The 21,394-nt window shown below is 73.3% G+C and carries 23 protein-coding genes; 8 read left to right on the top strand and 15 right to left on the bottom strand.

The annotated features are described in order from the left end of the window. Window positions 1-772: 772 nt before the first annotated feature. The 7 genes from ACIP5W_RS26680 to ACIP5W_RS26650 all read right to left on the bottom strand — a co-directional run bounded on the left by ACIP5W_RS26680 (window position 773) and on the right by ACIP5W_RS26650 (window position 8,578). Window positions 773-1,084 (bottom strand): MazG-like family protein, encoded by a 312-nt coding sequence (locus tag ACIP5W_RS26680; RefSeq protein WP_401478720.1) that lies wholly within the window; start codon window positions 1,082-1,084, stop codon window positions 773-775. A gap of 223 nt (window positions 1,085-1,307) precedes the next feature. Continuing rightward, window positions 1,308-1,853: a DoxX family protein gene (locus ACIP5W_RS26675; protein WP_401478528.1), complete on the bottom strand. Its 546-nt coding sequence runs from the start codon at window positions 1,851-1,853 to the stop codon at window positions 1,308-1,310. 216 nt (window positions 1,854-2,069) lie between these two features. Continuing rightward, entirely contained in the window at window positions 2,070-2,762 is a 693-nt protein-coding gene (locus tag ACIP5W_RS26670) for an ABC transporter ATP-binding protein (protein ID WP_401478525.1), read from the bottom strand. 41 nt (window positions 2,763-2,803) lie between these two features. Beyond that, window positions 2,804-4,270: an ABC transporter permease gene (locus ACIP5W_RS26665; RefSeq protein WP_401478522.1), complete on the bottom strand. Its 1,467-nt coding sequence runs from the start codon at window positions 4,268-4,270 to the stop codon at window positions 2,804-2,806. 691 nt (window positions 4,271-4,961) lie between these two features. Next, window positions 4,962-5,936, bottom strand: a complete 975-nt coding sequence (locus ACIP5W_RS26660) for a small ribosomal subunit Rsm22 family protein (RefSeq protein WP_401478519.1) — start codon at window positions 5,934-5,936, stop codon at window positions 4,962-4,964. Between the two features lie 117 nt (window positions 5,937-6,053). Beyond that, on the bottom strand, window positions 6,054-7,181 hold the full coding sequence (locus tag ACIP5W_RS26655) for a serine hydrolase domain-containing protein (protein ID WP_401478717.1): 1,128 nt from the start codon (window positions 7,179-7,181) through the stop codon (window positions 6,054-6,056). After that, window positions 7,178-8,578: a multidrug effflux MFS transporter gene (locus ACIP5W_RS26650; RefSeq protein WP_401478516.1), complete on the bottom strand. Its 1,401-nt coding sequence runs from the start codon at window positions 8,576-8,578 to the stop codon at window positions 7,178-7,180. Before ACIP5W_RS26650 ends, ACIP5W_RS26655 begins: the two co-directional genes overlap by 4 nt. Window positions 8,579-8,658: 80 nt before the next feature. Between ACIP5W_RS26650 and ACIP5W_RS26645 the strand changes: the two genes are divergently transcribed. The 3 genes from ACIP5W_RS26645 (at window position 8,659) to ACIP5W_RS26635 (ending at window position 11,213) form a co-directional block, all read left to right on the top strand. Beyond that, window positions 8,659-9,654 (top strand): Gfo/Idh/MocA family protein, encoded by a 996-nt coding sequence (locus ACIP5W_RS26645; RefSeq protein ID WP_401478513.1) that lies wholly within the window; start codon window positions 8,659-8,661, stop codon window positions 9,652-9,654. A 71-nt stretch (window positions 9,655-9,725) separates the two neighbouring features. After that, the gene (locus ACIP5W_RS26640; protein WP_401478510.1) at window positions 9,726-10,349 is read left to right on the top strand and encodes a TetR/AcrR family transcriptional regulator; all 624 of its coding nucleotides are present in this window, start codon (window positions 9,726-9,728) and stop codon (window positions 10,347-10,349) included. Between the two features lie 132 nt (window positions 10,350-10,481). Next, a complete protein-coding gene (locus ACIP5W_RS26635) occupies window positions 10,482-11,213 on the top strand; it encodes a bifunctional DNA primase/polymerase (protein ID WP_401478507.1) in 732 nt (243 codons plus the stop codon). 16 nt (window positions 11,214-11,229) lie between these two features. Here the strand turns inward: ACIP5W_RS26635 and ACIP5W_RS26630 are convergent, their stop codons facing one another. Genes ACIP5W_RS26630 through efeO form a run of 4 tightly spaced genes read right to left on the bottom strand, consistent with a single transcriptional unit; the run spans window position 11,230 to window position 15,488 of the window. Then, window positions 11,230-12,240: a hypothetical protein gene (locus ACIP5W_RS26630; RefSeq protein ID WP_401478505.1), complete on the bottom strand. Its 1,011-nt coding sequence runs from the start codon at window positions 12,238-12,240 to the stop codon at window positions 11,230-11,232. Further along, window positions 12,188-13,072, bottom strand: coding sequence for an iron uptake transporter permease EfeU (efeU, locus tag ACIP5W_RS26625; RefSeq protein WP_392248455.1), 885 nt, complete (start codon window positions 13,070-13,072; stop codon window positions 12,188-12,190). Before efeU ends, ACIP5W_RS26630 begins: the two co-directional genes overlap by 53 nt. A gap of 3 nt (window positions 13,073-13,075) precedes the next feature. Beyond that, a complete protein-coding gene (gene efeB / locus ACIP5W_RS26620) occupies window positions 13,076-14,329 on the bottom strand; it encodes an iron uptake transporter deferrochelatase/peroxidase subunit (protein ID WP_401478501.1) in 1,254 nt (417 codons plus the stop codon). Window positions 14,330-14,345: 16 nt separating this feature from the next. Beyond that, window positions 14,346-15,488: an iron uptake system protein EfeO gene (gene efeO / locus ACIP5W_RS26615; RefSeq protein WP_401478499.1), complete on the bottom strand. Its 1,143-nt coding sequence runs from the start codon at window positions 15,486-15,488 to the stop codon at window positions 14,346-14,348. A gap of 313 nt (window positions 15,489-15,801) precedes the next feature. Here efeO and ACIP5W_RS26610 point away from each other — a divergent pair, with 313 nt between their 5' ends. After that, window positions 15,802-16,446 carry a PhzF family phenazine biosynthesis protein gene (locus ACIP5W_RS26610; protein ID WP_401478496.1) on the top strand — a complete coding sequence of 215 codons (645 nt, stop codon included), beginning with the start codon at window positions 15,802-15,804 and terminating at the stop codon, window positions 16,444-16,446. A 109-nt stretch (window positions 16,447-16,555) separates the two neighbouring features. Beyond that, on the top strand, window positions 16,556-16,762 hold the full coding sequence (locus ACIP5W_RS26605) for a hypothetical protein (RefSeq protein WP_401478493.1): 207 nt from the start codon (window positions 16,556-16,558) through the stop codon (window positions 16,760-16,762). Window positions 16,763-16,829: 67 nt separating this feature from the next. On the opposite strand, the gene ACIP5W_RS26600 is transcribed toward ACIP5W_RS26605, so the two are convergent. Further along, window positions 16,830-17,477: a heme oxygenase (biliverdin-producing) gene (locus ACIP5W_RS26600; RefSeq protein ID WP_401478491.1), complete on the bottom strand. Its 648-nt coding sequence runs from the start codon at window positions 17,475-17,477 to the stop codon at window positions 16,830-16,832. 178 nt (window positions 17,478-17,655) lie between these two features. Further along, window positions 17,656-18,513 (bottom strand): type I methionyl aminopeptidase, encoded by an 858-nt coding sequence (map, locus tag ACIP5W_RS26595; protein WP_401478488.1) that lies wholly within the window; start codon window positions 18,511-18,513, stop codon window positions 17,656-17,658. 58 nt (window positions 18,514-18,571) lie between these two features. Between map and ACIP5W_RS26590 the strand changes: the two genes are divergently transcribed. Then, window positions 18,572-18,802 (top strand): hypothetical protein, encoded by a 231-nt coding sequence (locus ACIP5W_RS26590; protein ID WP_401478485.1) that lies wholly within the window; start codon window positions 18,572-18,574, stop codon window positions 18,800-18,802. Between the two features lie 26 nt (window positions 18,803-18,828). On the opposite strand, the gene ACIP5W_RS26585 is transcribed toward ACIP5W_RS26590, so the two are convergent. Next, window positions 18,829-19,428, bottom strand: coding sequence for a hypothetical protein (locus ACIP5W_RS26585; protein ID WP_401478482.1), 600 nt, complete (start codon window positions 19,426-19,428; stop codon window positions 18,829-18,831). Between the two features lie 138 nt (window positions 19,429-19,566). Between ACIP5W_RS26585 and npdG the strand changes: the two genes are divergently transcribed. Next, window positions 19,567-20,271, top strand: a complete 705-nt coding sequence (npdG, locus tag ACIP5W_RS26580) for an NADPH-dependent F420 reductase (protein WP_401478480.1) — start codon at window positions 19,567-19,569, stop codon at window positions 20,269-20,271. A gap of 96 nt (window positions 20,272-20,367) precedes the next feature. Beyond that, entirely contained in the window at window positions 20,368-20,547 is a 180-nt protein-coding gene (locus tag ACIP5W_RS26575; RefSeq protein ID WP_401478477.1) for a hypothetical protein, read from the top strand. Here the strand turns inward: ACIP5W_RS26575 and ACIP5W_RS26570 are convergent. Then, window positions 20,537-21,337, bottom strand: coding sequence for a site-2 protease family protein (locus tag ACIP5W_RS26570; RefSeq protein ID WP_401478474.1), 801 nt, complete (start codon window positions 21,335-21,337; stop codon window positions 20,537-20,539). The genes ACIP5W_RS26575 and ACIP5W_RS26570 overlap by 11 nt on opposite strands. Window positions 21,338-21,394 lie beyond the last annotated feature (57 nt).

Below are 21,394 nucleotides of genomic sequence, written 5' to 3'. Positions count from 1 at the left end.
GCCCTTGGGGCCGGTTCCCCCGCGCCCCGCCCCCCCCGCCCGCCCCCCGCCCCCCCCCGGCCCCCCCCGGGGGGGGGGCCGGGGGGGGGGGGGGGGGGCCCCGGGGGGGGCCCCGGGCCCCCCCCGCCGTCACCTTGATCTCGCCCTTGCCCGCGGTGCCGGGGAGCTCGCTGTAGCGGGACAGGGAGGCCAGGACGCTCCCGGGGAGCGTCCGCCGCTCCCACCGGCACCGTTCGTCGAGCACGGCGACGGTGCCCGGGGTGCTCGCGGCCGGCCGCTGGGCCCGGAAACCCGCGCCCCACGCCTTCGGCTCCAGCGCGACCGCCTCCGCCAGCGCCTCGGCCTGCCGTTTCGTCCGGGGCACCCGTGCGGGGTCCGCCTCGAAGGGCGTCAGCGACGTCGTGTCACCACCCGGGGAGGACGGAGACGCGACGGCCGAGGCGGCGCCGGAAGCGGCCGCGGAGCGGGAGGACGCCGAGGGGCCGGGCCCGGCATCCTCGTCGTCGGCCCCGGAACCGCAGCCGCCGAGCACGAGGGCCGCCCCGGCCATCGCCGCTCCGACCCGCCATGGCCAAGCCGCCCTGCGTCCGACGCAGTTGCTGTCCATCCCGCCCCCTCCGCCGGCCCCCGCCTCGCGTGCGGCGATCGTACAGAGGGACGTACGGCCGGGGCGGGCGGTTCTGCGAACAGCGGGGAACGGCGGGAACGGCGGGGAACGGCGGGGAACGACGGGAAACAGCGGGGAACGGCGGGAAACAGCGGGGGTGCGGAGTCAGCGCGCCTCGGGACCGGCCCCGTCGGCACGTCCCGACGACCGTTTCGCCACCCGCGCCAGGTGCCCCGCGAACACCGCCTCCGCCTCCGGGGTCAGCGTCCGCAGCGCCACCAGCGCCGTGACGGCCACGTCGCACAGTTCGCCCCGCACGTCCTCCCACGTGTGGCTGACGCCCTTGCGGGGGTTCTGGCCGGTCGCGCCGATCACCGCCTCGGCGACCTCGCCGACCTCCTCGGACAGCTTCAGGACGCGCAGGAGCACGGCCTCCCGGCCGGTGACCGGCTGAGCGGCGTCGAGCCAGGCCCACAGGGCGTCGACGGTGCCCCAGAGATCCGTCCCGGCGGAGGTGGAGCCGGAGGTGGAGCCGGAGGTGGAGGAGGAGCCGGAGGTGGAGGCGGAGACAGAGGGGGAGACGGAGACAGAGGGGGACGGTGACGGGTGCTGGGGACGCGGGGCGTCGGGACGGCTGTCGCTCATGCGCGCAGCCTGCCCAGCGCGGTCTCCTCCCGAACGACGGAGCCGACCCGGGCACTCACTCCTCGAACAGCGCCTCCTGCTCGCCCTCCTTGCGCTGCCGCAGCCGCTTGGTGCGCAGGCCCACGACGACCGCGGTGGCCGCGGCCGTCACGCCCAGGGCTGCCGGGACCATCCAGTTCCGGTCGGCCGTGTGCCCGAGGGCGTGGTCCAGGGAGAGCCGGCCGGGGCCGGTGACGGCGAGGCCGGCGGCGGTCAGGCCGAGGGAGGCCGCGTACTCGTAGCCGCCGCTCTGCGCGAAGAAGCCGTTGGGCACGTGGACCGCCGAGGCGCCGGTCATCGCGCCGGCCGCCGCGGCCCCCGCCGCGGGGGTGGCCAGGCCCAGCGCGAGGAGCGCCCCGCCGCCGGCCTCCGCCAGGCCCGCCGCCGTGGCGCTCGCCTTGCCCGGCGCGTACCCGACGGACTCCATGAACTGGCCGGTCCCTTCCAGGCCGTGGCCGCCGAACCAGCCGAACAGCTTCTGCGCGCCGTGCGCCATCAGCACCCCGCCGGTGCCCAGCCGGAGCAGCAGCAGGCCCAGATCACGTCGGTCGTAGCAGGTCACGATGGCTCCCGGAGAAATGAGCGGACGAGGGGGCGGGCGGACGGGCGGACAAGCGGCGGGCGGACGACGGGAACAACCCCCTCCGCTCTCCGCGTGTCCACCGTGGCACCCCGCCCACCCGACCGCCCCGCCCCGGCGGCCGTTCGGGTGGCGGGACGCTGGGCGCGGTGCCCCTCACCGGGCTCCCCCCACCGGGCTTCCCTCACGGGGCTCCCCTCACCAGCCGGCGGTCGCCGCCTGTTCCGTCAGCGTGATCCTCCCCGCGTCGATCGTCGCCAGCCGCGGTGCCCGCCGGGCGATCGACGAGTCGTGGGTGACCATGACGAAGGTCAGCCCGTACTCGTGCCACAGCCCTTCCAGCAGGCCCATGATGTCGTCGCGGGTTCCCTCGTCGAGGTTGCCGGTGGGCTCGTCGGCGAGCAGTACCTTCGGCTTCTTGACCAGCGCGCGGGCGATCGCCACGCGCTGCTGCTGGCCACCGGAGAGTTCCGCGGGGGCGTGGCCGAGACGCTCGCCGAGTCCGACCGAGCGCAGCGCCTCCGCCGCCCGCTCGCGCCGCTCCGCGGGTCTGACCCCGAGCGGCACCAGTGCCGTCTCCACGTTCTCCTGCGCGGTCAGTGTGGGGATGAGGTTGAACGACTGGAAGATGATGCCGATCTTCTCGGCGCGCATCCGGGTCAGCTTCGCCTCGCCGATGCGGGCGAGGTCCACGCCGTCCAGTTCGACGCTGCCCTCGGTCGGCCGGTCGAGCGCGCCGATCATTTGGAGCAGCGTCGACTTGCCGCCGCCGGTGGGGCCCTGGATGACGAGCTGGTCGCCGTCCTCGATGGTCAGGTCGACGCCGCGCAGGGCCTCGACCGTCTCCTTGCCGCGTGTATAGCGCTTGGTGACGCCGGTGAGCTGGTACATGAGGGTTTCTCCGTAAGGAAGACGACGAAGACGTCGACGGGTCAGGAAACGCTGCGCAGGGCGTCCGCCGGGCGCATCCGGGAGGCGCGCCAGCCGCCCATGGCGCCGGCGATCAGTCCGCCGGCGACCGCCAGGCCCACCGCGAGGGCGACGGTGGTGAGGGAGACGGGCGCGGACAGCGCGATCTCCATCGTGTTGCCCGCGGCCTGCCCGCCGGGGCCGCCGCCACCGGGCCCGCCGCCCATGCCGACCCCGCCGCCGGTGCCGCCGAGTTCCGCCGTCAGCTTCGGGCTGATCGCGGTCACCGTGTACGCCGCCGCGAGGCCGAGCGCGATGCCGAGGACGCCGCCCAGCAGGCCGTTGACCACGGACTCGCCGACCACCTGCCGGGTGACCCGGCGGCTCGGCCAGCCCAGTGCCTTCAGCGTGCCGAACTCCCGCACGCGCCGGGACACCGCGGAGGAGGTGAGCAGGGCGGCCACCAGGAACGCCGCGGCCAGCACCGCGATCGACAGCCACTTGCCGACGCCGGCCGCCAGGTCCGAGGCGGTGGAGAGGGAGCCGGAGACGGTGTCGGCGAGGTCGGCGGAGGTCGTCACGGTCGTACCGGAGATGTTCTTCTGGATGGCCGCCTTGACGGCGTCGATCTGCTGCGAGTCGGTCGCCTTGACGTAGATCGTGGTGACCTGGCCGGCCGCGTCGGCGAGCGTCTGGGCCTGCTTCAGCGGCAGGTAGACGTCGGTCGTGGACTCGCTGCTGTCGGGAGTGGCGAGGCCGATGACCTTGTACTTCGTCCCGGAGATGGCCAGCGTCGAGCCGACCTTGTAAGAGTTCTCCTTGGCGTACGACGTGCTGACGACCGCGACCTTCGCGTTGCTCTGCGCCGAGGTGAAGGTCACGCCGGAGCTGATCGCGGAGCCGGCCAGCGGGCCGAGGTCCTGTTCGCCCACGTCGACGCCGGCGACGGAGTAGGAGTTGACGTCGAAGGAGGCGCCGCCGCCCTGCACCTGGGGTGCGGCGGTGCTGCCGCCGCCCCCGCCGGGGCCGCCCTGCCCCTGGGTCTGGCCGCCGGCCGAACTCTCCGCCTTGCCCTGCGTGAAGGAGCCGTCGACCTTGGTGACGTTCAGGGTGAGGGCGCCGACCGCGCTCGCCACCCCCTTCTGTTCGGCGACCTCGGCCACCAGCGAGGACTTCAGGGCCTGGCCGCCCTGCGTCATCACCCGGTCCGAACTCTGCTCGGAGTCCTCGTCGTCGTCGGACTTCGCGTCGAACTCGAATCTGGGGCCGCCGGAGCTGTCTCCGGTGGGTGCCGTCCGGGCCTTGGTGACGGTCATGTCGGTGCCGAGGCCGTACAGCGACTGGAGGACCTTGTCCTGTGCCTGTGTCATGCCGGCCGACACCGAGTTGACGGTGATGACCAGGGCGATACCGAGCGCCAGACCCAGGGCGATGACCAGGGCGGCCTTCTTGCGCCGGCCCAGCTCGCGCTTGAGATAGATGCCAAACATCCCGTTCCTCAGAGGTTCTTGGCGCCCGCTGCGGGCGCGGCCTCAAACTAGGGAGGAACCTTTGAGTGACCCTGGGTGGGGGATGTGGGGAGGCTGGGAAAACGCTTCCGAGACCGAATCTTCATCCGGTCGTCCGTCCGTCCGTCCGTCCGTCCGGCCGGCCGGACGGACGTGGTGTGGCAGCCGTTCCGCGGTCCGGTGCGCACCTCGCGGGTATCACGCGAGGTCCACCCCCATCCGGTGCCGCGGAACGGCTGCCGTCCCCCCTCGGTGTGGTCGGTGGAAGTCCGGCCCCCAAGTGTGAAGCTCTCGTGGAGGAGGTTCCGAGCCTACTTCTCCGACCGGTGCTTATGGTGCGGAATGTTCAAGTCCGCTTGTGCAGGTTGAGGGTTCACCCGCATCCCGGGGTGCGGCCGTCGGCGGCCGCGCGGAGTCCGGCGTCCCGCAGTGCGCGCAAGCGGAAGCTGACGGACCGTCATTCCGCCCGTCAAGCTGCCCGTCGTGCGGCCTGCCGTCCGGTTCGTCGTCCGTCCGGTCGTCCGGCCTGTCGTCCGGAATGCTTCCCCCGGCCGCGACCTCGCCCGCGCCGACTTCAGGACCGTCCCCCACGTCACCCGGCCGGGCGCCCCCGTCACCACCGCAGCCTCCTTCGTCACCGAGGCCGGCGACCAGGGGCTCAAGCCCGCCCGAGTCAGGAGGCCGGCGGCCAGGCGTCGCCCCAGTCGGCGTCCCGCGCCGCCTTGTAGAGGGCGCCGTGCCGCTTGGTCACCGTCGTCCGCGTCAGCCGCTCCTCGGCCTCGCACAGGTCGAGGAGCACCTGGCCCTTGCGGATCTGAGGCCGCCGCACCACCCGGGACGGGGCCGGGGTGACGGGAAAGCGCGCGGCCGCCACATAGCCGAACTTCTCGTCCTCGTACGGCAGCGAGCCGCCCTTGACCTGCCGGTGCAGGGACGAACGGCTCACCCGCGCCGAGAAGTGGCACCAGTCCTCGCCGGGGACGATCGGGCAGGCGGCGCTGTGCGGGCAGGGGGCGGCGATCCGGAAGCCGGCCGCGATCAGCCGGTCCCGGGCCTCGATGATCCTGGCGTAGCCGTCCGGCGTGCCCGGCTCGACGATCACCACCGCCTGCGCGGCCGAGGCGGCGGCGTCCACCAGGGCGGCACGGTCGGCGGCGGGCAGCTCGTTGAGCACGTACGAGACGGTGACCAGGTCGGTCGCCTCCAGGGTCAGCGCCGAGCCGATCCGGGCCCGCTGCCAGCGCACCTGCTCCAGGGCCGGGTTCGACGCCGCGAGTTCGCGGCCGACGGCCAGGGCGGGCTCCGCCCAGTCCAGCACCGTCACCGGACGCCGGCCCGGCCAGGTCGCGCCGGCCGCCCAGGTCGCCGCGCCCGTCCCGCCGCCCACGTCGACATGGCTGCCGGGCGTCCAGTCCGGCACGGCGTCCGCGAACGCCCCGAGCGCGGAGCGGACCGCCTCGAAGGTGGCCGGCATGCGGTACGCGGCGTACGCGGCGACGTCCGCGCGGTCGCGGAGGATGGGGGCGTCGGTCGGGGTCGCCCCGCGATAGTTCGCGATGAGCCGCTCCACGGCCTGACCGGCCTGCCGGGCCGGAAGCCCGTCGAGCAGCTCACGGAGGGCGTCCGCCGGAGATACGGGGTCGTTCACCCACGAATTCTAAGCGCGGCCCACTCGCCCGGACGTCCACCCGGGGCCCCGCCCCGGACCCCGCCAGGGGGCCCCGCCCCGGACCCCCGGCCTGTGACCGCCCACCACCCGGCCCGGTCACTCGAAAACCGCCCGCTTGAGACGCGTGCCCGCCGCCGCGCGGGGCGCGCTGTCCGCCTTCCGGCGCCGCGGGTGCACCGTGTTGGCCAGCAGCACGAGGAACGTGTCCGTCGCCGGGTCGAGCACCAGCGACGTCCCGGTGAAGCCCGTGTGCCCCGCCGCCCCCCTCCCCGCCAGCTCCCCCATGAACCACGCCTGGTCCACCGCGAAGCCCAGGCCGGGCGGCGTCAGCAGCAGCTCCACGAAGTCGGGCCCGAGGATCCGCGCGGGCCCGTACGAGCCCCCCGCCAGCAGCGCCCGGCAGAACACCGCGAGATCACGCCCGGTCGAGAACAGCCCCGCGTGACCCGCCACCCCGCCCAGCGCCCACGCGTTCTCGTCGTGCACCTCGCCCCGCAGCGGCCCCCGGTCCGCCTTAGCCCACGGCCGCCGCTGGTCCTCCGTGGCGGCCGCGCCGGGGCACGGCCCGAAGCGGGTGGACGCCATGCCCAGCGGACGGGTGATCCCGTCGTGGATCAGGACGTCGAGCGTCCGGCCGGTGAGCCGTTCGAGGAGCTGCTGGAGGAGCAGCATGTTCAGGTCCGAGTAGAGGTACGCGCCGGGCTCGCCCGCCGGCGCCTCCTCCCGCAGCAGTTCCAGCCGCCCGGCGTCGTCGGCGCAGTCGTACAGGGGCAGCTCGGGCCGCAGCCCCGAGGTGTGGGTGAGGAGCCGGCGCACGGTGATGTCGTGGGCGGCGGCCGCCCGGAAGTCGGGCAGGTACGCCCCCACGCGCGCGTCGATGCCCAGCGTGCCGCGCTCGATCTGCTGCACCGCGGCCACGGCCGTGAACAGCTTGGTGAGGGACGCGAGGTCGAAGGGCGTGTCGACGGTCGTCGGGACGCGCGACGCGGGCGGCAGCTCCACACCGGCGTCGGCCTCGGGGTCGTAGCGGGCGTAGCGGACCGCCCAGCCCGCCGCCTCCTGCACGGCGATGACGGGCCCGCGCCCCGCGACCACGACGACACCGGCCGCCCAGGGCCGTTCCCCGGTGGTCAGTCCGCGGACCTCGCGCACGAGGCGACGCAGTTCCTCGGGGTCGAGCCCGGCCCGTTCCGGGGTGTCGACCCGCAGTCTCGGTGCGCTCAGCTGTCCTCTCCCACTTCCGACCTCGCACGGGTGGAAAGCCCCGTGCCGGGACCTTCGTCCCGCGCCCCCGTCTCCTGCGTGTCCTGCGTGTCCTGCGTCTCCTGCGTCTCCTGCGTGTCCTGGGTGTCCTGGGTGTCCTTCCAGGGACGGCACATTCCCACGAAGCAGGCCACCGCCACCACCGCGGCCACCAGCTGGACCACGGCCATCGGGACCGCCGTCTCCTCGCCGGCGACACCGACGAGCGGGGAGGCGACCGCGCCGATCGCGAAGGAGGTGGTTCCGAGGAGCGCGGAGGCGGACCCGGCGGAGTGGCGGACCCGCAGCAGCGCGAGGGTCTGCGCGTTGGGCAGGGCCACGCCCATCGCGGACATCAGCACGAACAGGGCGGCCGCCACCGGCACCAGTCCCACCGCGCCGAACACGCCCGTCGCCATCAGCAGCAGCGCGGTCGCCGCCAGCACCACGACGCCGAGGCCGGTGGCCAGCACCCGCTCCAGCCGGACCCGTCCGACCAGCATCCTGCCGTTGATCTGCCCGACGACGACCAGCCCGACCGAGTTCACGCCGAACAGCAGGCTGAACGTCTGCGGCGACGCCCCGTAGATCTCCTGGATCACGAACGGCGACGCCGAGATGTACGCGAACAGCGCGGCGAACGTGAAGCCGCCGGTCAGCAGATAGCCGGCGAAAAGCGGGTCGGCGAGCAGCCCGCGCATCGACCGCAGGGCCTCCCCGACACCGCCGGAGTGCCGCGCGGGGGCCGGGAGCGTCTCGGGCAGCCTCGCCGCGACGACAGCGGCCAGCAGGACGCCCACGGCGGTCAGGACCACGAACACCCCCCGCCAGTCCGTCACGCGCAGGATCTGCCCGCCGATCAGCGGCGCCACCACCGGGGCGACGCCCGAGATCAGCATCAGGGTGGAGAAGAAGCGGGCCATGGCCACGCCGTCGTACAGGTCGCGCACCATGGCCCGCGCGATCACGATCCCGGCCGCGCCCGCCAGGCCCTGCGCCAGCCGGAAGGCGACCAGCAGCTCCACGGTCGGCGCCAGCGCGCACAGCGCGGTCGCCACGACGTACACGGCCAGCCCCACGAGCAGCGGGCGGCGGCGGCCCCAGCGGTCGCTCATCGGGCCGACCAGCAGCTGCCCCAGCGCCATCCCGGCCAGGCACGCGGTCAGCGTGAGCTGCACGGTCGCGGCGGGCGCGCGCAGCGCGTCGGTGACCGCGGGCAGCGACGGCAGGTACATGTCCATGGCCAGCGGGGGAGTGGCGGTCAGCCCGCCCAGCACCAGGGTGACCAGCAGTCCCGTCCGGCGCCGCGCCCGCGTCGGTGCCCCCCGCCCGGCCCCGGCCGCCCTCGGCACGTCCGGTATCGCCCCACCCTCGGGCATGTGGCCCCTCCCTCTGCGACGTCTGCGCCACCTATGCTCTCAGCTCGTACGGACTGCTGGGACGGCACGAGGGTGGGCGAATGACGACGGACACGGTGCGGTGGGGGATTCTGGCGACCGGCGGGATAGCCGCCGCGTTCACCGCGGACCTGATCGATCTGCCGGACGCGGAGGTGGTCGCGGTCGCGTCCCGCACCGAGGACTCCGCGCGGGCGTTCGCCGAACGCTTCGGGATACCCCGGGCGTACGGCGACTGGGAGAGGCTGGCCAAGGACGCGGACATCGATGTCGTCTACGTGGCCACCCCGCACTCCGCGCACCGCGCCGCCGCCGGGCTCTGTCTGGAGGCCGGCCGCAACGTGCTGTGCGAGAAGGCGTTCACGCTGAACCTGCGCGAGGCCGCCGAACTCGTCGAGCTGGCCCGCGACAACGGGCGCTTCCTGATGGAAGCCATGTGGATGTACTGCAATCCCCTGGTCCGCCGCCTGAAGGACCTCGTCGACGACGGCGCGATCGGCGAGGTGCGGACCGTGCAGGCCGACTTCGGCCTGGAGGGTCCCTTCCCGCCCTCGCACCGGCTGCGCGACCCCGCGCAGGGCGGCGGCGCCCTCCTCGACCTGGGCGTCTACCCGGTCTCCTTCGCCCACCTGCTGCTGGGCGAGCCCACGAGCGTCTCCGCGCAGGCCGTGCTCTCCGCCGAGGGCGTCGACCTCCAGACGGTGGCCGCCCTGTCCTGGGACTCCGGCGCGCTGGCCGCCCTGCACTGCTCCCTGGCCGGCGGCACGGGCACCACCGCGTCGGTCACCGGCTCGCGGGGCCGCATCGACATCCCCGCGGGCTTCTTCCACCCCGAACGCTTCGTCCTGCACCGGGCCGGCCGCGACCCGGAGGAGTTCACCGCCGACCCGGCCGACGGACCCCGTGCGACCATGCGGCACGAGGCACGTGAGGTGATGCGGGCGCTGCGGGCCGGGGAGACCGAGTCCCCGCTCGTCCCGCTCGACGGCACCCTCGCCGTGATGCGGACCCTGGACACCGTCCGCGAGCGGATCGGCGTGCGGTACCCGGGGGAGTAGCGGCCCCGCGGGCGGAGCCGACGGACCGGTGGGCGAGACGGCCCGTCTCACGCTCTTGGTACGGTCGTCCCATGGTCACCCAGCCCGGAAAGCCGGCCCCCGACACCACCCGCCGCAGCGAGCGGTCCCGGCGTGCGATCTACGACGCCGCGCTCGCCCTGGTGGCGGAGGTCGGCTATCCGAGGACCACCGTCGAGGGCATCGCCGCCCGGGCCGGCGTCGGCAAGCAGACCATCTACCGCTGGTGGGACTCGAAGGCCGACGTCCTGCTGGAGGCGTTCCTCGACCTCAGCTCCCAGGCCGCCCGGGAGGCCGGCGGGGAGCCGTACGCCATCCCCGACACCGGCGACCTCGCCGCCGACCTCAAGGCCGTGCTGCGGGCCACCGTCGACCAGCTGACCGACCCCCGCTTCGAGGCGCCGTCCCGGGCCCTCGCCGCCGAGGGCGTGGTCGACGAGGAGGTCGGCCGCCGGTTCACCGCCCAGCTCCTGGAGCCCAACCTCCGGCTGTACGCCGACCGGCTGCGCGCCGCCCAGCGGGCCGGCCAGGTCCGCCCCGAGGTCGACCCGCGCATCGCCCTGGAGTTCTTCGTCTCGCCGCTGGCCCAGCGCTGGCTCCAGTACACGGGCCCGATCTCCTACGAGTACACCGACACCCTCGTCGACTACGCGCTGCACGGCCTCGCACCCCGCTGACCCCGCCGGTACTCATGAGCCACATCGGTACCGCTCGCCCCACCTGCCCCTTTTGGGGGTCCGGACCCCCGATGCGCCGGATGGTGCGACCATAGGGCATGCTGTCCGCACCACAGCGAGGCGAGGGGATAGATGAGCGCGGAGTTCGGCGGCCGGACCGGCAGGCAGGGCAGGATCTCCCAGTGGCTGCGGGGACGCCGCTCCAAGGAGGCCGCCGGCGACGGCGGCCGTGAGGACCTGCTGCTCGCCGCCGCCGCGGCGGGACTGCCGCTCGCGCCCGCCGCCCACCCCGTCTCCGGCTACCGCTGCTCCTGCGACCGCGTCGGCTGCCCGACGCCCGGCCGGCACCCCGTCTCCTTCGCCTGGCACACGCAGTCCACCACCGACCGCGCCCAGGTCGAGCGCTGGGCCCGGCACCAGCCCGAGGCCAACTTCGTCACCGCGACCGGCACCACCCACGACGTCCTCGACGTCCCCCTGGAGGCCGGCCGCGAGGCCCTGGAGCGGCTGCTCGGCGCCGGCGTCGAGGTCGGCCCGGTCGCCGAGAGCGACGACGGCCGCATGCTGTTCTTCACCCTCACCCGCGGCACCCCCGAGGACGAGGACGAATGGTGGCCCTGCGAGCTGGACTGCCACCCCGAGACGATGGACGAGCACCCCGGCCTGCGCTGGCACTGCCGGGGCTCCTACGTCCTGGTCCCCCCGTCCCGCCTCCCCGGCGACGACGGCCAGTGCGTGCACTGGCTCCGCGGCCCCGAACACCCGCTGCCCGACCCGCTGACCCTGCTGGAGCACCTGACGGACGCCTGCGCCAAGTTCGCGGGCGAGGACCAGGCGACGGCGACCTGGCCCACCCGCCACTGAGCCGGGGCCGGCGCCGCTACTCCCCCTTGGCCGCCGTGAGCCCTTCGACCCGGCTCACCAGCGACACCTTCCCCCCGCCGGAGGCGCCCGGCACCACGGCCATCTCGTTGGCCACGAACTCCATCGTCAGCGCCTGCCCGATCTCCCCGGTGGTCAGCGCCCGGACGTCCTTGTTGGGCGCCGGCACCGCCGCCCCCACCGCCGCCGTCTGCTTCACGAAGTGGTGCGTGGAGAAGAACACCACGGCCCCGCCGTCCGCCGTGCGCAGCGCCAGCGGCGCGAAGTCGCCGGTCGTCAGCGGCTCGTCGATGTACTGCGTGGCCAGGCCCGGCTTGCTGGAGTTCTTCGCCCGCGTGGAGCGCAGCTCACTGGTGTACGGGCCGTCGGCGAACGTGTCCCCGCCGTCCTTCAGGTACGTCGCGTAGTCACCGCTGAGTCCGGCGGGCGAGCGCGTCAGCCCGGCGCTGTCCACCGGCACGGCCTCGGCCCAGCCGTTCTCGTCCTTGGGGAACTCCGGCAGCGCGCCCGGCGCCACCAGCGTGAGGTACGCCGCCTGCCAGGGCTCGGACCGGCCGCCGCGGGTGAAAACCAGCACCCAGCGCGCGTCCCCGCCCTTGTTGGCCCGGGCGTCGGCGACGAACCAGCGGGGCCAGCCGGGCTTCTCGGGGATGGTGTAGTTCACGTCGGTCAGCGTCAGCGGCTTGTGCTGCGGGTTGCCGTCCGGGTGGTTGACGCGCCCCGCCCTCAGCCGTGCCGCGTCGATCGCGCCGAGCGCCCCGGTGGTGTACGCGGCGTCGAGGGAGGGGTCGTACGCCGCGTCGGCCTTGTTGTAGGCGGTCGTGAACCGCTCGACCGCCTTGGCGGCTTCCGCCTTCGTGGCCGCGGGGAGCACCGTGCGCTCCCCGTGCACCACGACACATCCGCTCGCCGTCAGTGTCACGACGGTGAGCGAGACGGCGATCAGTGCGTCCCGGTCACGCCCGCGGCGCCGCGGACGGCCGGTCGTCAGGCTGCGTTCCCTGCTCATCAGGTGCGTTCACCCTCCCCTTCCCGGAGGCGAACCCTACCGGGGCGAGGAAGAACGCGAGGGTCGGGACCAGGTACAGCAGCCACACCGTGACTTGGAGGACCGTCGGGTCGGGCTGGAAGTTGAACACGCCCTTCAGCAGCGTGCCGTACCAGCTGTCCGGCGGGATCGTGCCGCTGATGTCGAAGGCCTTGTCCGTCAGGCCCGGCACCCAGTCGGCCTCCTGGAGGTCGTGGACGCCGTACGCCAGCACACCGGCCGCGACGACGACCAGCATGCCACCCGTCCAGGTGAAGAACTTCGCCAGGTTGATGCGCAGGGCGCCGCGGTAGAACAGCCAGCCCAGGAGGACCGCCGTGGCCAGGCCGAGCGCCACGCCGATCAGCGGGCGCGGGGTGCCGTCACCGGCGGCGTGCACGGACGCCCACACGAACAGGGCCGTCTCCAGGCCCTCGCGGCCCACCGCGAGGAACGCGGTGGCGACCAGCGCGCCGGTGCCCATGGCGAGGGCCGCGTCCAGTTTGCCGTGCAGCTCCGACTTCAGGTGCCGCGCGGTGCGCCGCATCCAGAACACCATCCACGTCACCAGGACGACGGCCAGGATCGACAGGGAGCCGCCCAGCGCCTCCTGCGCCTCGAACGTCAGCTCCTGGGAGCCGAATTCGAGGGCGGAGCCGAAGCCCAGCGCGAGCAGCACCGCGACGGCGATGCCCGTCCAGACCGGCTTCAGGGCGTCGCGTCGCCCGGTCTTCACCAGGTAGGCGATGAGGATGCAGACGACGAGACTGGCCTCCAGGCCCTCGCGCAGTCCGATCAGGTAGTTGGAGAACACGGGCTAGGCCTCCTTGGCGAACAGGGTGCGGCCCCACCAGTCGTCCGCGTCCCGGACGCCGGGCGGGATCGCGAAGACGGCCGAACCCACGTGCTGGATGTACTCGTTGAGCGCGTCCGTCGCGAGGTTGCGCTGGACGGGGATGAACCCCTTGCGCACGTCGCGCTGGTAGGCGAGGAAGAACAGGCCCGCGTCCAGCCGGCCCAGGCCGTCGGTGCCGTCGGTGAAGGAGTAGCCGCGGCGCAGCAGCGTCGCCCCGTGGTTGGAGTCGGGGTGGGCGAGCCGCACGTGCGCGTCGGGCTTCATGGCCTTCAGGAACGGTTCGTCGCGCTCCTTGGCCTTGCCGACCGGGGCGCCCTCGCCCTTGTCGCGGCCGAAGATGTCCTCCTGCTCCTGGAGCGGGGCGCGGTCCCAGGTCTCGATGTGCATGCGGATGCGGCGGGCGACGAGGTAGGAGCCGCCCGTCATCCAGGCGGGACCGTCCTTCTCGCCGACCCAGACGAACTTCTCCAGGCGGTCCTGCTCGGTGCCCGCGATGTTGCGGGTGCCGTCCTTGAAGCCCATCAGGTTGCGCGGGGTCTGCGCGTCGGGCGTCGTGGAGGAGGTCTTGCCGAAGCCGAGCTGCGACCAGCGGATGACGACCTTGCCCATGCCGATGCGGGCCAGGTTGCGGATCGCGTGCACCGCGACCTGCGGGTCGTCCGCGCAGGCCTGCACGCACAGGTCGCCGCCGCTGCGGTTCGCGTCCAGGTTGTCCCCCGCGAACTTCGGCAGGTCCACCAGCGCCTCGGGACGCTGTCCGGCGAGCCCGAACTTCTGGAACAGGGACGGCCCGAAGCCGATCGTCAGCGTCAGCCGGGACGGCTTGAGGCCCAGCGCCTCGCCGGTGTCGTCCGGCGGCGCCTCGGCGAGCCCGCCGTACGCGCCCTCCCCGACCGGCTTGCCCTCGGTCATCCGCCGGGCGGCCTGCGTCCAGTCCTTCAACAGCTGGACGAACGCGGCCCGGTCGGTGGTCTTCACGTCGAACGCGGCGAAGTGCAGCCGGTCCTGCACGGGCGTGGCGATGCCCGCCTGGTGGGCGCCGTGGAAGGCGATCGCGGCACCCGCCGCGGCGCCGGCCGGGTCCACGTCGTTCCCGGCGCGGGTCATCGCGGCCGCGCCGCCGGCCGCGGCGGCGCCGAGCGCGAGGCCCGCTCCGCCCCAGCCGATCAGGGCCCGTCGGGTGGGCGCGGTCGAGGTGTGGTCCGTGTCCGTCATGTCGCTGGGTCTCCGGCTACTTGGCTACGGCGGCGGCGAGCTTGGAGAGCGGTTCCGCGAGCGCGTTCACCGCGTCCGACAGCTCCTTGCGGTCGGCGGCGCCGACCTTGTCGTACGAGGTGAACTCGTAGGAGGACGCGTTCGGGCGGTACTTGTCGAGCAGCGTGTTCAGCGCCGTGAACTGCTTGTCCAGCTCGGTGACCAGCGCCGCGTCGTTCTCCTTCGCGACCGGCTCGAGCAGCTCGAACGCCTTCTCGGCGCCCTCGACGTTGGCCTTGAAGTCGACCAGGTCGGTGTGCGAGTAGCGCTCCTCCTCGCCGGTGACCTTGCCGGTGGCGACCTCGTCGAGGAGTTCCTTGGCGCCGTTGGCCATGGAGGTCGGGGTGATCTCGGCCTTGCCGACCCGCTTCTGCCAGTCGGTCAGGTCGGTGACGAGCTGGTCGGCGAGGGCCTTCTCCTCGGCGTTGATCTTCTTGTCCTGCCAGAGGGCCTTCTCCAGGCGGTGCCAGCCGGTGAACTTCTGCCCGTCCTCCAGGCCGTCCTCGCGGACGTCGACCTTCGGGTCGATGTCGCCGAAGGACTCCGCGACCGGCTCCGTGCGTTCCCAGCCGATGCGGGAGAGCGCGTACGCCTTCTTCGCGGCCTCCGCATTTCCGGCCTTGACCGCCTTCACGAAGGCCTGGACCTTGGGCAGCGTCTCGTCGGCCTGCTGCTGCGAGTAGGCCCGGTAGGCGGCGACGGCCTTGTCCAGGCGCGGGTCGCGCCCGGCGGCCGCGGTGCCGCCGGTGACCTTGAGGTCCTGGCGGATGCCGTCGCCCTTCATGCCCGGCTTGCAGGCGATCAGGTAGTCGCCGGCCTTCACCTCGGCGGTGACCCGCTGCTTGGTGCCGGGGCCTATGTTCTCGCGCTCGGTCACCACCCGGTCGTCCGGGAACAGCAGGTAGACCTCGGTGACCTTGGAGCCCTTGTTCTCGATGGCGAGTTCGACGTGTCCGGCGGCGATCTCCTTGGTGGAGGTCTTGCACCCGTCGTCGGTCGCGGTCACGCCGATCACCCGGTCGCCGGCGGTGGCGTCGCTCTTCTCGGTGCAGCCCGTGACGGCGGTCAGGGCCGCGACGGCAGCGGCTGCTGTGGCGACGGAGAGTCTGGCGGCGCGCATGAAGGCTCCCAGCGTGGCTGAAAAATTACGTGACAGGGTCACAGGTTTCAGTGAGGCTTACCTAACTTATCGAAGGCTTACCTGCGTCGTACCCGTCCGGACCGTGATTCACCTCTCATGGACGCTGTAAGAGCACGGTCCGGTCACGGTGTCTCAAAATGCACCCCAAGGAACGGTCAAGTCCGTCCACAGGGAACCACAGGGAAGTCGAAGCGCACTCGAAGGCGGCACTCGCTCGGCCGCGGGCTCTCGTTTCCGCCCACCACCTGGCCGGGGCCGACGCCGCGGGCGGGGGCAGTGCTTCAATTCCCCGGTGACTGATTACGACGTGCTCCGCGTGTTCTGCGCACCGAACGGCGGATACGGCAACGAACTGGGCGTCATCCGCGAGGGGTCGGTGCTGCCCGACCGGGAGGACCGGCAGGCCCTCGCGGCGAAGCTCGGCTTCAGCGAGACCGTGTTCGTGGACGACCCCGAGCGCGGCGTCATCGACATCTACACGCCGACCCTGCGGCTGCCGTTCGCCGGACACCCCTGCGTGGGCACGGCCTGGCTGCTCGACGTGCCCGAACTCGTCACCCCCGCCGGAACGGTGGGCGCCCGCCTGGACGGGGAGTTCAGCTGGATCGAGGCGCGGGCCGAATGGGTCCCGCCGCGCACGCTCCGGCAGTACGCCGCCGCCGCGGAGGTCGACGACCTCTCCGTGCCGCCGCCCGGCGAGTGGGTCTACGCCTGGGCCTGGGAGGACGAGCCCGCGGGACGGGTGCGGGCCCGCGCCTTCCCCGGCCGCGACGACGGCATCGACGAGGACGAGGCGACCGGCGCGGCGGCCCTGCTCCTCACCGACCTCCTCGGCCGGGCCCTGAACATCACCCAGGGAGCGGGGTCGCAGATCCTGACCGCGCCGCAGCCCTACGGCTGGGTGGAGATCGGCGGCCGGGTCCTCCTGGAGCGCTGACCGGACGCACGCCCCTGCTCACGCCCTCCGTACGGGTGGTCCCGCGTGTGGCGCGGTGGTGAACGGGGACCACTCACGGTGACTTTGCAGTCACCGTGAGAGGAGCACCATGCGCATCCGTTCTGCCCTGGCCGCCGTCGTCCTGGGCGCCGCCCTCACCGCCGCGGGCGCCACCGGCGCCGTCGCCGCCGACCGCCACGACGGCGGCGACGTCGTCTGCAGCCCGTACTTCGGCGGGATCGACACGTCCTCCAGCGACATCGTCTGGGGCGGCGCCCACTGCGGCGTCGACGTCGACTACGGCCTCGGCGACTGACACGGCTCCGGGCCCCCGCGCGACGAGGCGAGGGGGCCCGGCCCGTCCGGCCGTCCGGGGCGGCGGTTCACGCCGACAGCGGGAACTCCTCGCCCAGTGCCCGGAACACGCCCGTGTTCAGGGTGAACGCCTTCCTGCACTCCGCCACGATCCGCTGCTTCTCCAGGTCGTCCGCGCGCACCGCGTCCAGCAGCTCCCGGTACTCCCGCTTGAAGGCGGCCGGGTTGCCGACCTCCTCGAAGACGTAGAAACGGACGCCGTCGCCCTTCTTCTCGAAGCCCCACGCCTTCTCGGCCCGGTCGCGGATGATCTGCCCGCCGGAGAGGTCGCCGAGGTAGCGCGTGTAGTGGTGGGCGATGTAGCCGCCCGGCCAGGACCGCGCGCACGCGCGCACCCGCTCCGCGTACGCCAGCGTCGCCGGCAGTGCGGACAGCCCCGCCCGCCATCCGGCACCCCGCAGATGCGCCAGGTCCCGCTCCAGCGCGTCCCGCCGCAACAGCTCCGGCCGTATGAACGGCCCCGCCACCGGGTCCGACGCCAGCCGCCCGGCCCCCTCCTCCAGCGCCTCGTACACGAACCACAGCTGTTCGGTGTAGCGCGCGTACGCGTCGACGCCGAGCCCGCCGCCGAGCAGGTCGCTCATGAACGTGGAGGTCTCCGCCTCCACGTGCTGCTCGTGGGACGCGGTCCGGATGACTGTCGAGAAGGAGTCCATGGACCGAGTCTCATGGTTAGGCATACCTAAGTCAATGTTTTGCCGACTTCCTGTCGGCAACCTTTGCGGCAGTTCGCCGGCAAGAACCCTCCCGGACGGCGGAAAGCCCGCCCCCCTCGGGAAGGGGGGCGGGCTTCGGCGCAGGGGTGCGGCGGGCTCAGGGCGGAGTGCGGCGGGCTCAGGGCAGCGTGAGGATCTCCGCTCCGGTGTCCGTCACCACCAGCGTGTGCTCGAACTGGGCCGTCCGCCTGCGGTCCTTCGTCACGACCGTCCAGCCGTCGTCCCACATGTCGTACTCGTGCGTCCCGAGCGTCAGCATCGGCTCGATCGTGAACGTCATGCCGGGCTGGATCACGGTCGTCGCGTGCGGGCTGTCGTAGTGGGGGATGATCAGTCCGGAGTGGAACGACGAGTTGATGCCGTGCCCGGTGAAGTCCCGCACGACGCCGTACCCGAACCGCCTGGCGTACGACTCGATGACCCGGCCGATGACGTTGATCTGCCGGCCCGGCCGGACCGCCTTGATCGCCCGGTCCAGCGCCTCCCGGGTCCGCTCCACCAGCAGCCGGCTCTCCTCGTCGACGTCACCCACCGGATACGTCGCGTTGTTGTCGCCGTGCACCCCGCCGATGTACGCCGTCACGTCCAGGTTGACGATGTCGCCGTCCCGCAGCACCGTCGAGTCCGGGATGCCGTGGCAGATCACCTCGTTGACGGACGTGCACAGGGACTTGGGGAAACCGCGGTAGCCCAGCGTCGAGGGGTAGGCGCCGTGGTCGCACATGTACTCGTGCGCCACCCTGTCCAGTTCGTCGGTGGTGACGCCCGGCGCGATCCGCTCGGCGGCCGCCGCCATCGCCCGCGCGGCGATCCGACCGGCGACGCGCATCGCCTCCACCGTCTCGGGGGTCTGCACCTCGGGCCCGGTGTACGGGGTGGGCGCGGGCCTGCCGACGTACTCGGGACGGCGGATGTTTCCGGGCACGGAACGGGTGGGGGACAGCTCCCCGGGCGCGAGCAGCGACTGGCCAGACATACCGGCGAGTCTAACCAGCGGCCATGGGGGAACATGACGGTGGCGAGAGGAGCTGGTCATGGCCCTGTTCAAGAAGCGCACGGTCGGCAAGCCGGGCGAGTGGTACTACTGCCTGGAACACAAGAAGGTCGAGGAAGGGCCCGAGTGCCCGGCCAAGGACCGTTTCGGCCCCTACGCCGGCCGCGCGGAGGCCGAGCACGCCATGCAGACGGCCCGGGAGCGCAACCTGCAGTGGGAGAACGACCCCAAGTGGCACGACGCCCCGGCGGGCGCCGCGGACGACGACTGACCGGACCCGCCCCCGGCCCCCTCGCCTCACCAGGGCGCCGGGGGCGGCGCCGTCAGGGACTCCGCCAGCCGGGACAGCCGGTCGCGCAGGCGGCGGGGGCCCCTCGGGGAGGGCACCGTCCGCTCGCCCGCCGCCGCGCTCACCAGGTGCTGCACCGTGTCCAGGTCCAGCTCCGAGCCGTCCGGCACGGCCAGCGTCTCGTGGGCCAGGTCCGTCAGCTCGCCCCCGCCGGGGCCCAGGACCAGCACGGTCACCCCGGTCCGCCGGGCGTCCGACACCCGCTCCAGCAGGGGTGCGTCCCCCTCCGGCGCCACCACCAGCAGGGTCTCGCCCCGCCGGGCCGCCTCGATGCGGCCGAGGCCCACCGCGAGATGCGCCGGGTCCCAGGGACGGGCGCCGTGCCGCACCAGCGTGGGGGCCAGCTCCGGCGTACCGGACCAGGCGGCCTCGTCGACCAGGTGGGCAGCCAGGTGCCACGGCTCGTACGCGGCGGTGCCCACCAGCAGCAGCCCGCCCCCGTGCGACACCACCGACCCCCGCAGCACCCCGGCGAACCTGCGGGTGGCCCCGAGCCACTGCGTCCCGGCGAGCACGTCGCGCAGCAGCGCGACCCGTACGGCGTCCATACCACCGCATCCTGCCCCGACCGAGCGCCCGAGGCCGGGCGTTCGCCGCCGATTCCCCCGACCCGGGGACCCGCCCGGCGGCCGCGGGGGCCGCCACCCCACCCGGTGGGACGGACCCCGCGCACGTAAAGTCGGCCCATGACCTCTAGCGACAGTGCACACAACGCCCCCGCCAAGGACCCGTGGGATCTTCCCGACGTCTCGGGGCTGGTCGTCGGCGTGCTCGGCGGGACCGGGCCGCAGGGCAAGGGACTCGCCCACCGCCTCGCCAGGGCCGGCCAGAAGGTGATCATCGGCTCGCGTGCCGCCGACCGCGCGCAGGCCGCCGCCGAGGAACTCGGGCACGGCGTCGAGGGCGCCGACAACGCCGAGACCGCCCGCCGCAGCGACATCGTCATCGTCGCCGTGCCGTGGGAGGGCCACGGCAAGACCCTGGAGTCGCTGCGCGAGGAACTGACGGGCAAACTCGTCGTCGACTGCGTCAACCCGCTCGGCTTCGACAAGAAGGGCGCCTACGCGCTGAAGCCGGAGGAGGGCAGCGCCGCCGAGCAGGCCGCCGCCCTGCTGCCCGGCTCGCGCGTCACGGCCGCCTTCCACCACCTGTCGGCGGTCCTCCTCCAGGACCCGGACATCGACGAGATCGACACCGACGTGATGGTGCTGGGCGAGGAGCGCGCCGACGTGGAGATCGTGCAGGCCCTGGCCGGCCGCATCCCCGGCATGCGGGGCGTCTTCGCCGGGCGGCTGCGCAACGCCCACCAGGTCGAGTCCCTGGTCGCCAACCTGATCTCCGTCAACCGCCGCTACAAGGCGCACGCCGGGCTCCGCGTCACCGACGTCTGAGCGGATGGGGGACACTGGACGGCACCGGCCGTACGGCCCGCCACGCGACCGGCCGTACCCGCAGTGCAGCAGTGTCCCCCGACAGGAGCCAGCCCCATGCCCCGTCTCGCCGTCTACTCCCTGATCGTCTGCCTCCTCGCGGTCGCGGCGGCGGTCGTCTCCTTCGTCCAGGGCAGCTTCCTGGGCGTCGTGTGGGTGCTGCTGGCCGGGCTGTCGTCCAACATGACCTGGTACTACGTCAAGCGCGAGAAGGTCCGCCGGTCCGTCACGGGCTGACGGAGCAGATCTCCGGGGTGCCCTGCCAGAAGCGGTACAGCGCCTGGCCGCAGTAGGTCTCGAAGTCACCGATGCCGAGACCGCCCAGCACCGAGTCGACCGCGTCGAAGAAGACGCCGTTGACCGCCGGCACCCACAGCAGCGCGAACACGAACAGCAGCCCGAACGGCGCGAACGGCTCCACCTGCCGCTTCACGCCGTACGACAGCCAGGGCTCGATGACGCCGTAGCCGTCCAGGCCCGGCACCGGCAGGAAGTTCAGGATCGCCGCCGTGACCTGGAGGAGGGCGAGGAACGCGAGCGCGAACCGGAAGTCGGCCGGCACGCCGTCCAGCGCGTCCAGCCAGAACGGGGCGGTGCACACGACGGCGAACAGCACGTTCGTCAGCGGGCCCGCCGCCGAGATCAGGCTGTGCCGCCAGCGCCCCCGGATCCGGCCGCGCTCGATGAAGACGGCGCCGCCCGGCAGACCGATCCCGCCCATGATCACGAACAGCACCGGCAGCACGATGCTCAGCAGCGCGTGCGTGTACTTGAGGGGATTGAGCGTCAGATACCCCTTCGCGCCGACCGAGATGTCACCGCTGTGCAGGGCGGTGCGCGCGTGCGCGTACTCGTGCAGGCAGAGCGAGACGATCCAGGCGCCGGTCACGAACAGGAACACCGCCACACCGGGCTGCTCGGCGAAACCGGTCCAGGTGGCCCAGCCGGTGACCGCCGTGACGGCCAGTATCCCGAGGAAGACGGGGCTGATCCGCCGGTCGCTGTGGTGGGAGAGGGCGGTGGTCATCGGCGGACGCTCCTGGGGTGCGATGTCGGGACCGGGTGTCCGGCTGCCCGACCGTAC

Source organism: Streptomyces sp. NPDC088766, from assembly GCF_044750845.1.
Taxonomy (GTDB): Bacteria; Actinomycetota; Actinomycetes; order Streptomycetales; family Streptomycetaceae; genus Streptomyces.
This window is presented reverse-complemented; position numbering and strand designations above follow the sequence as displayed.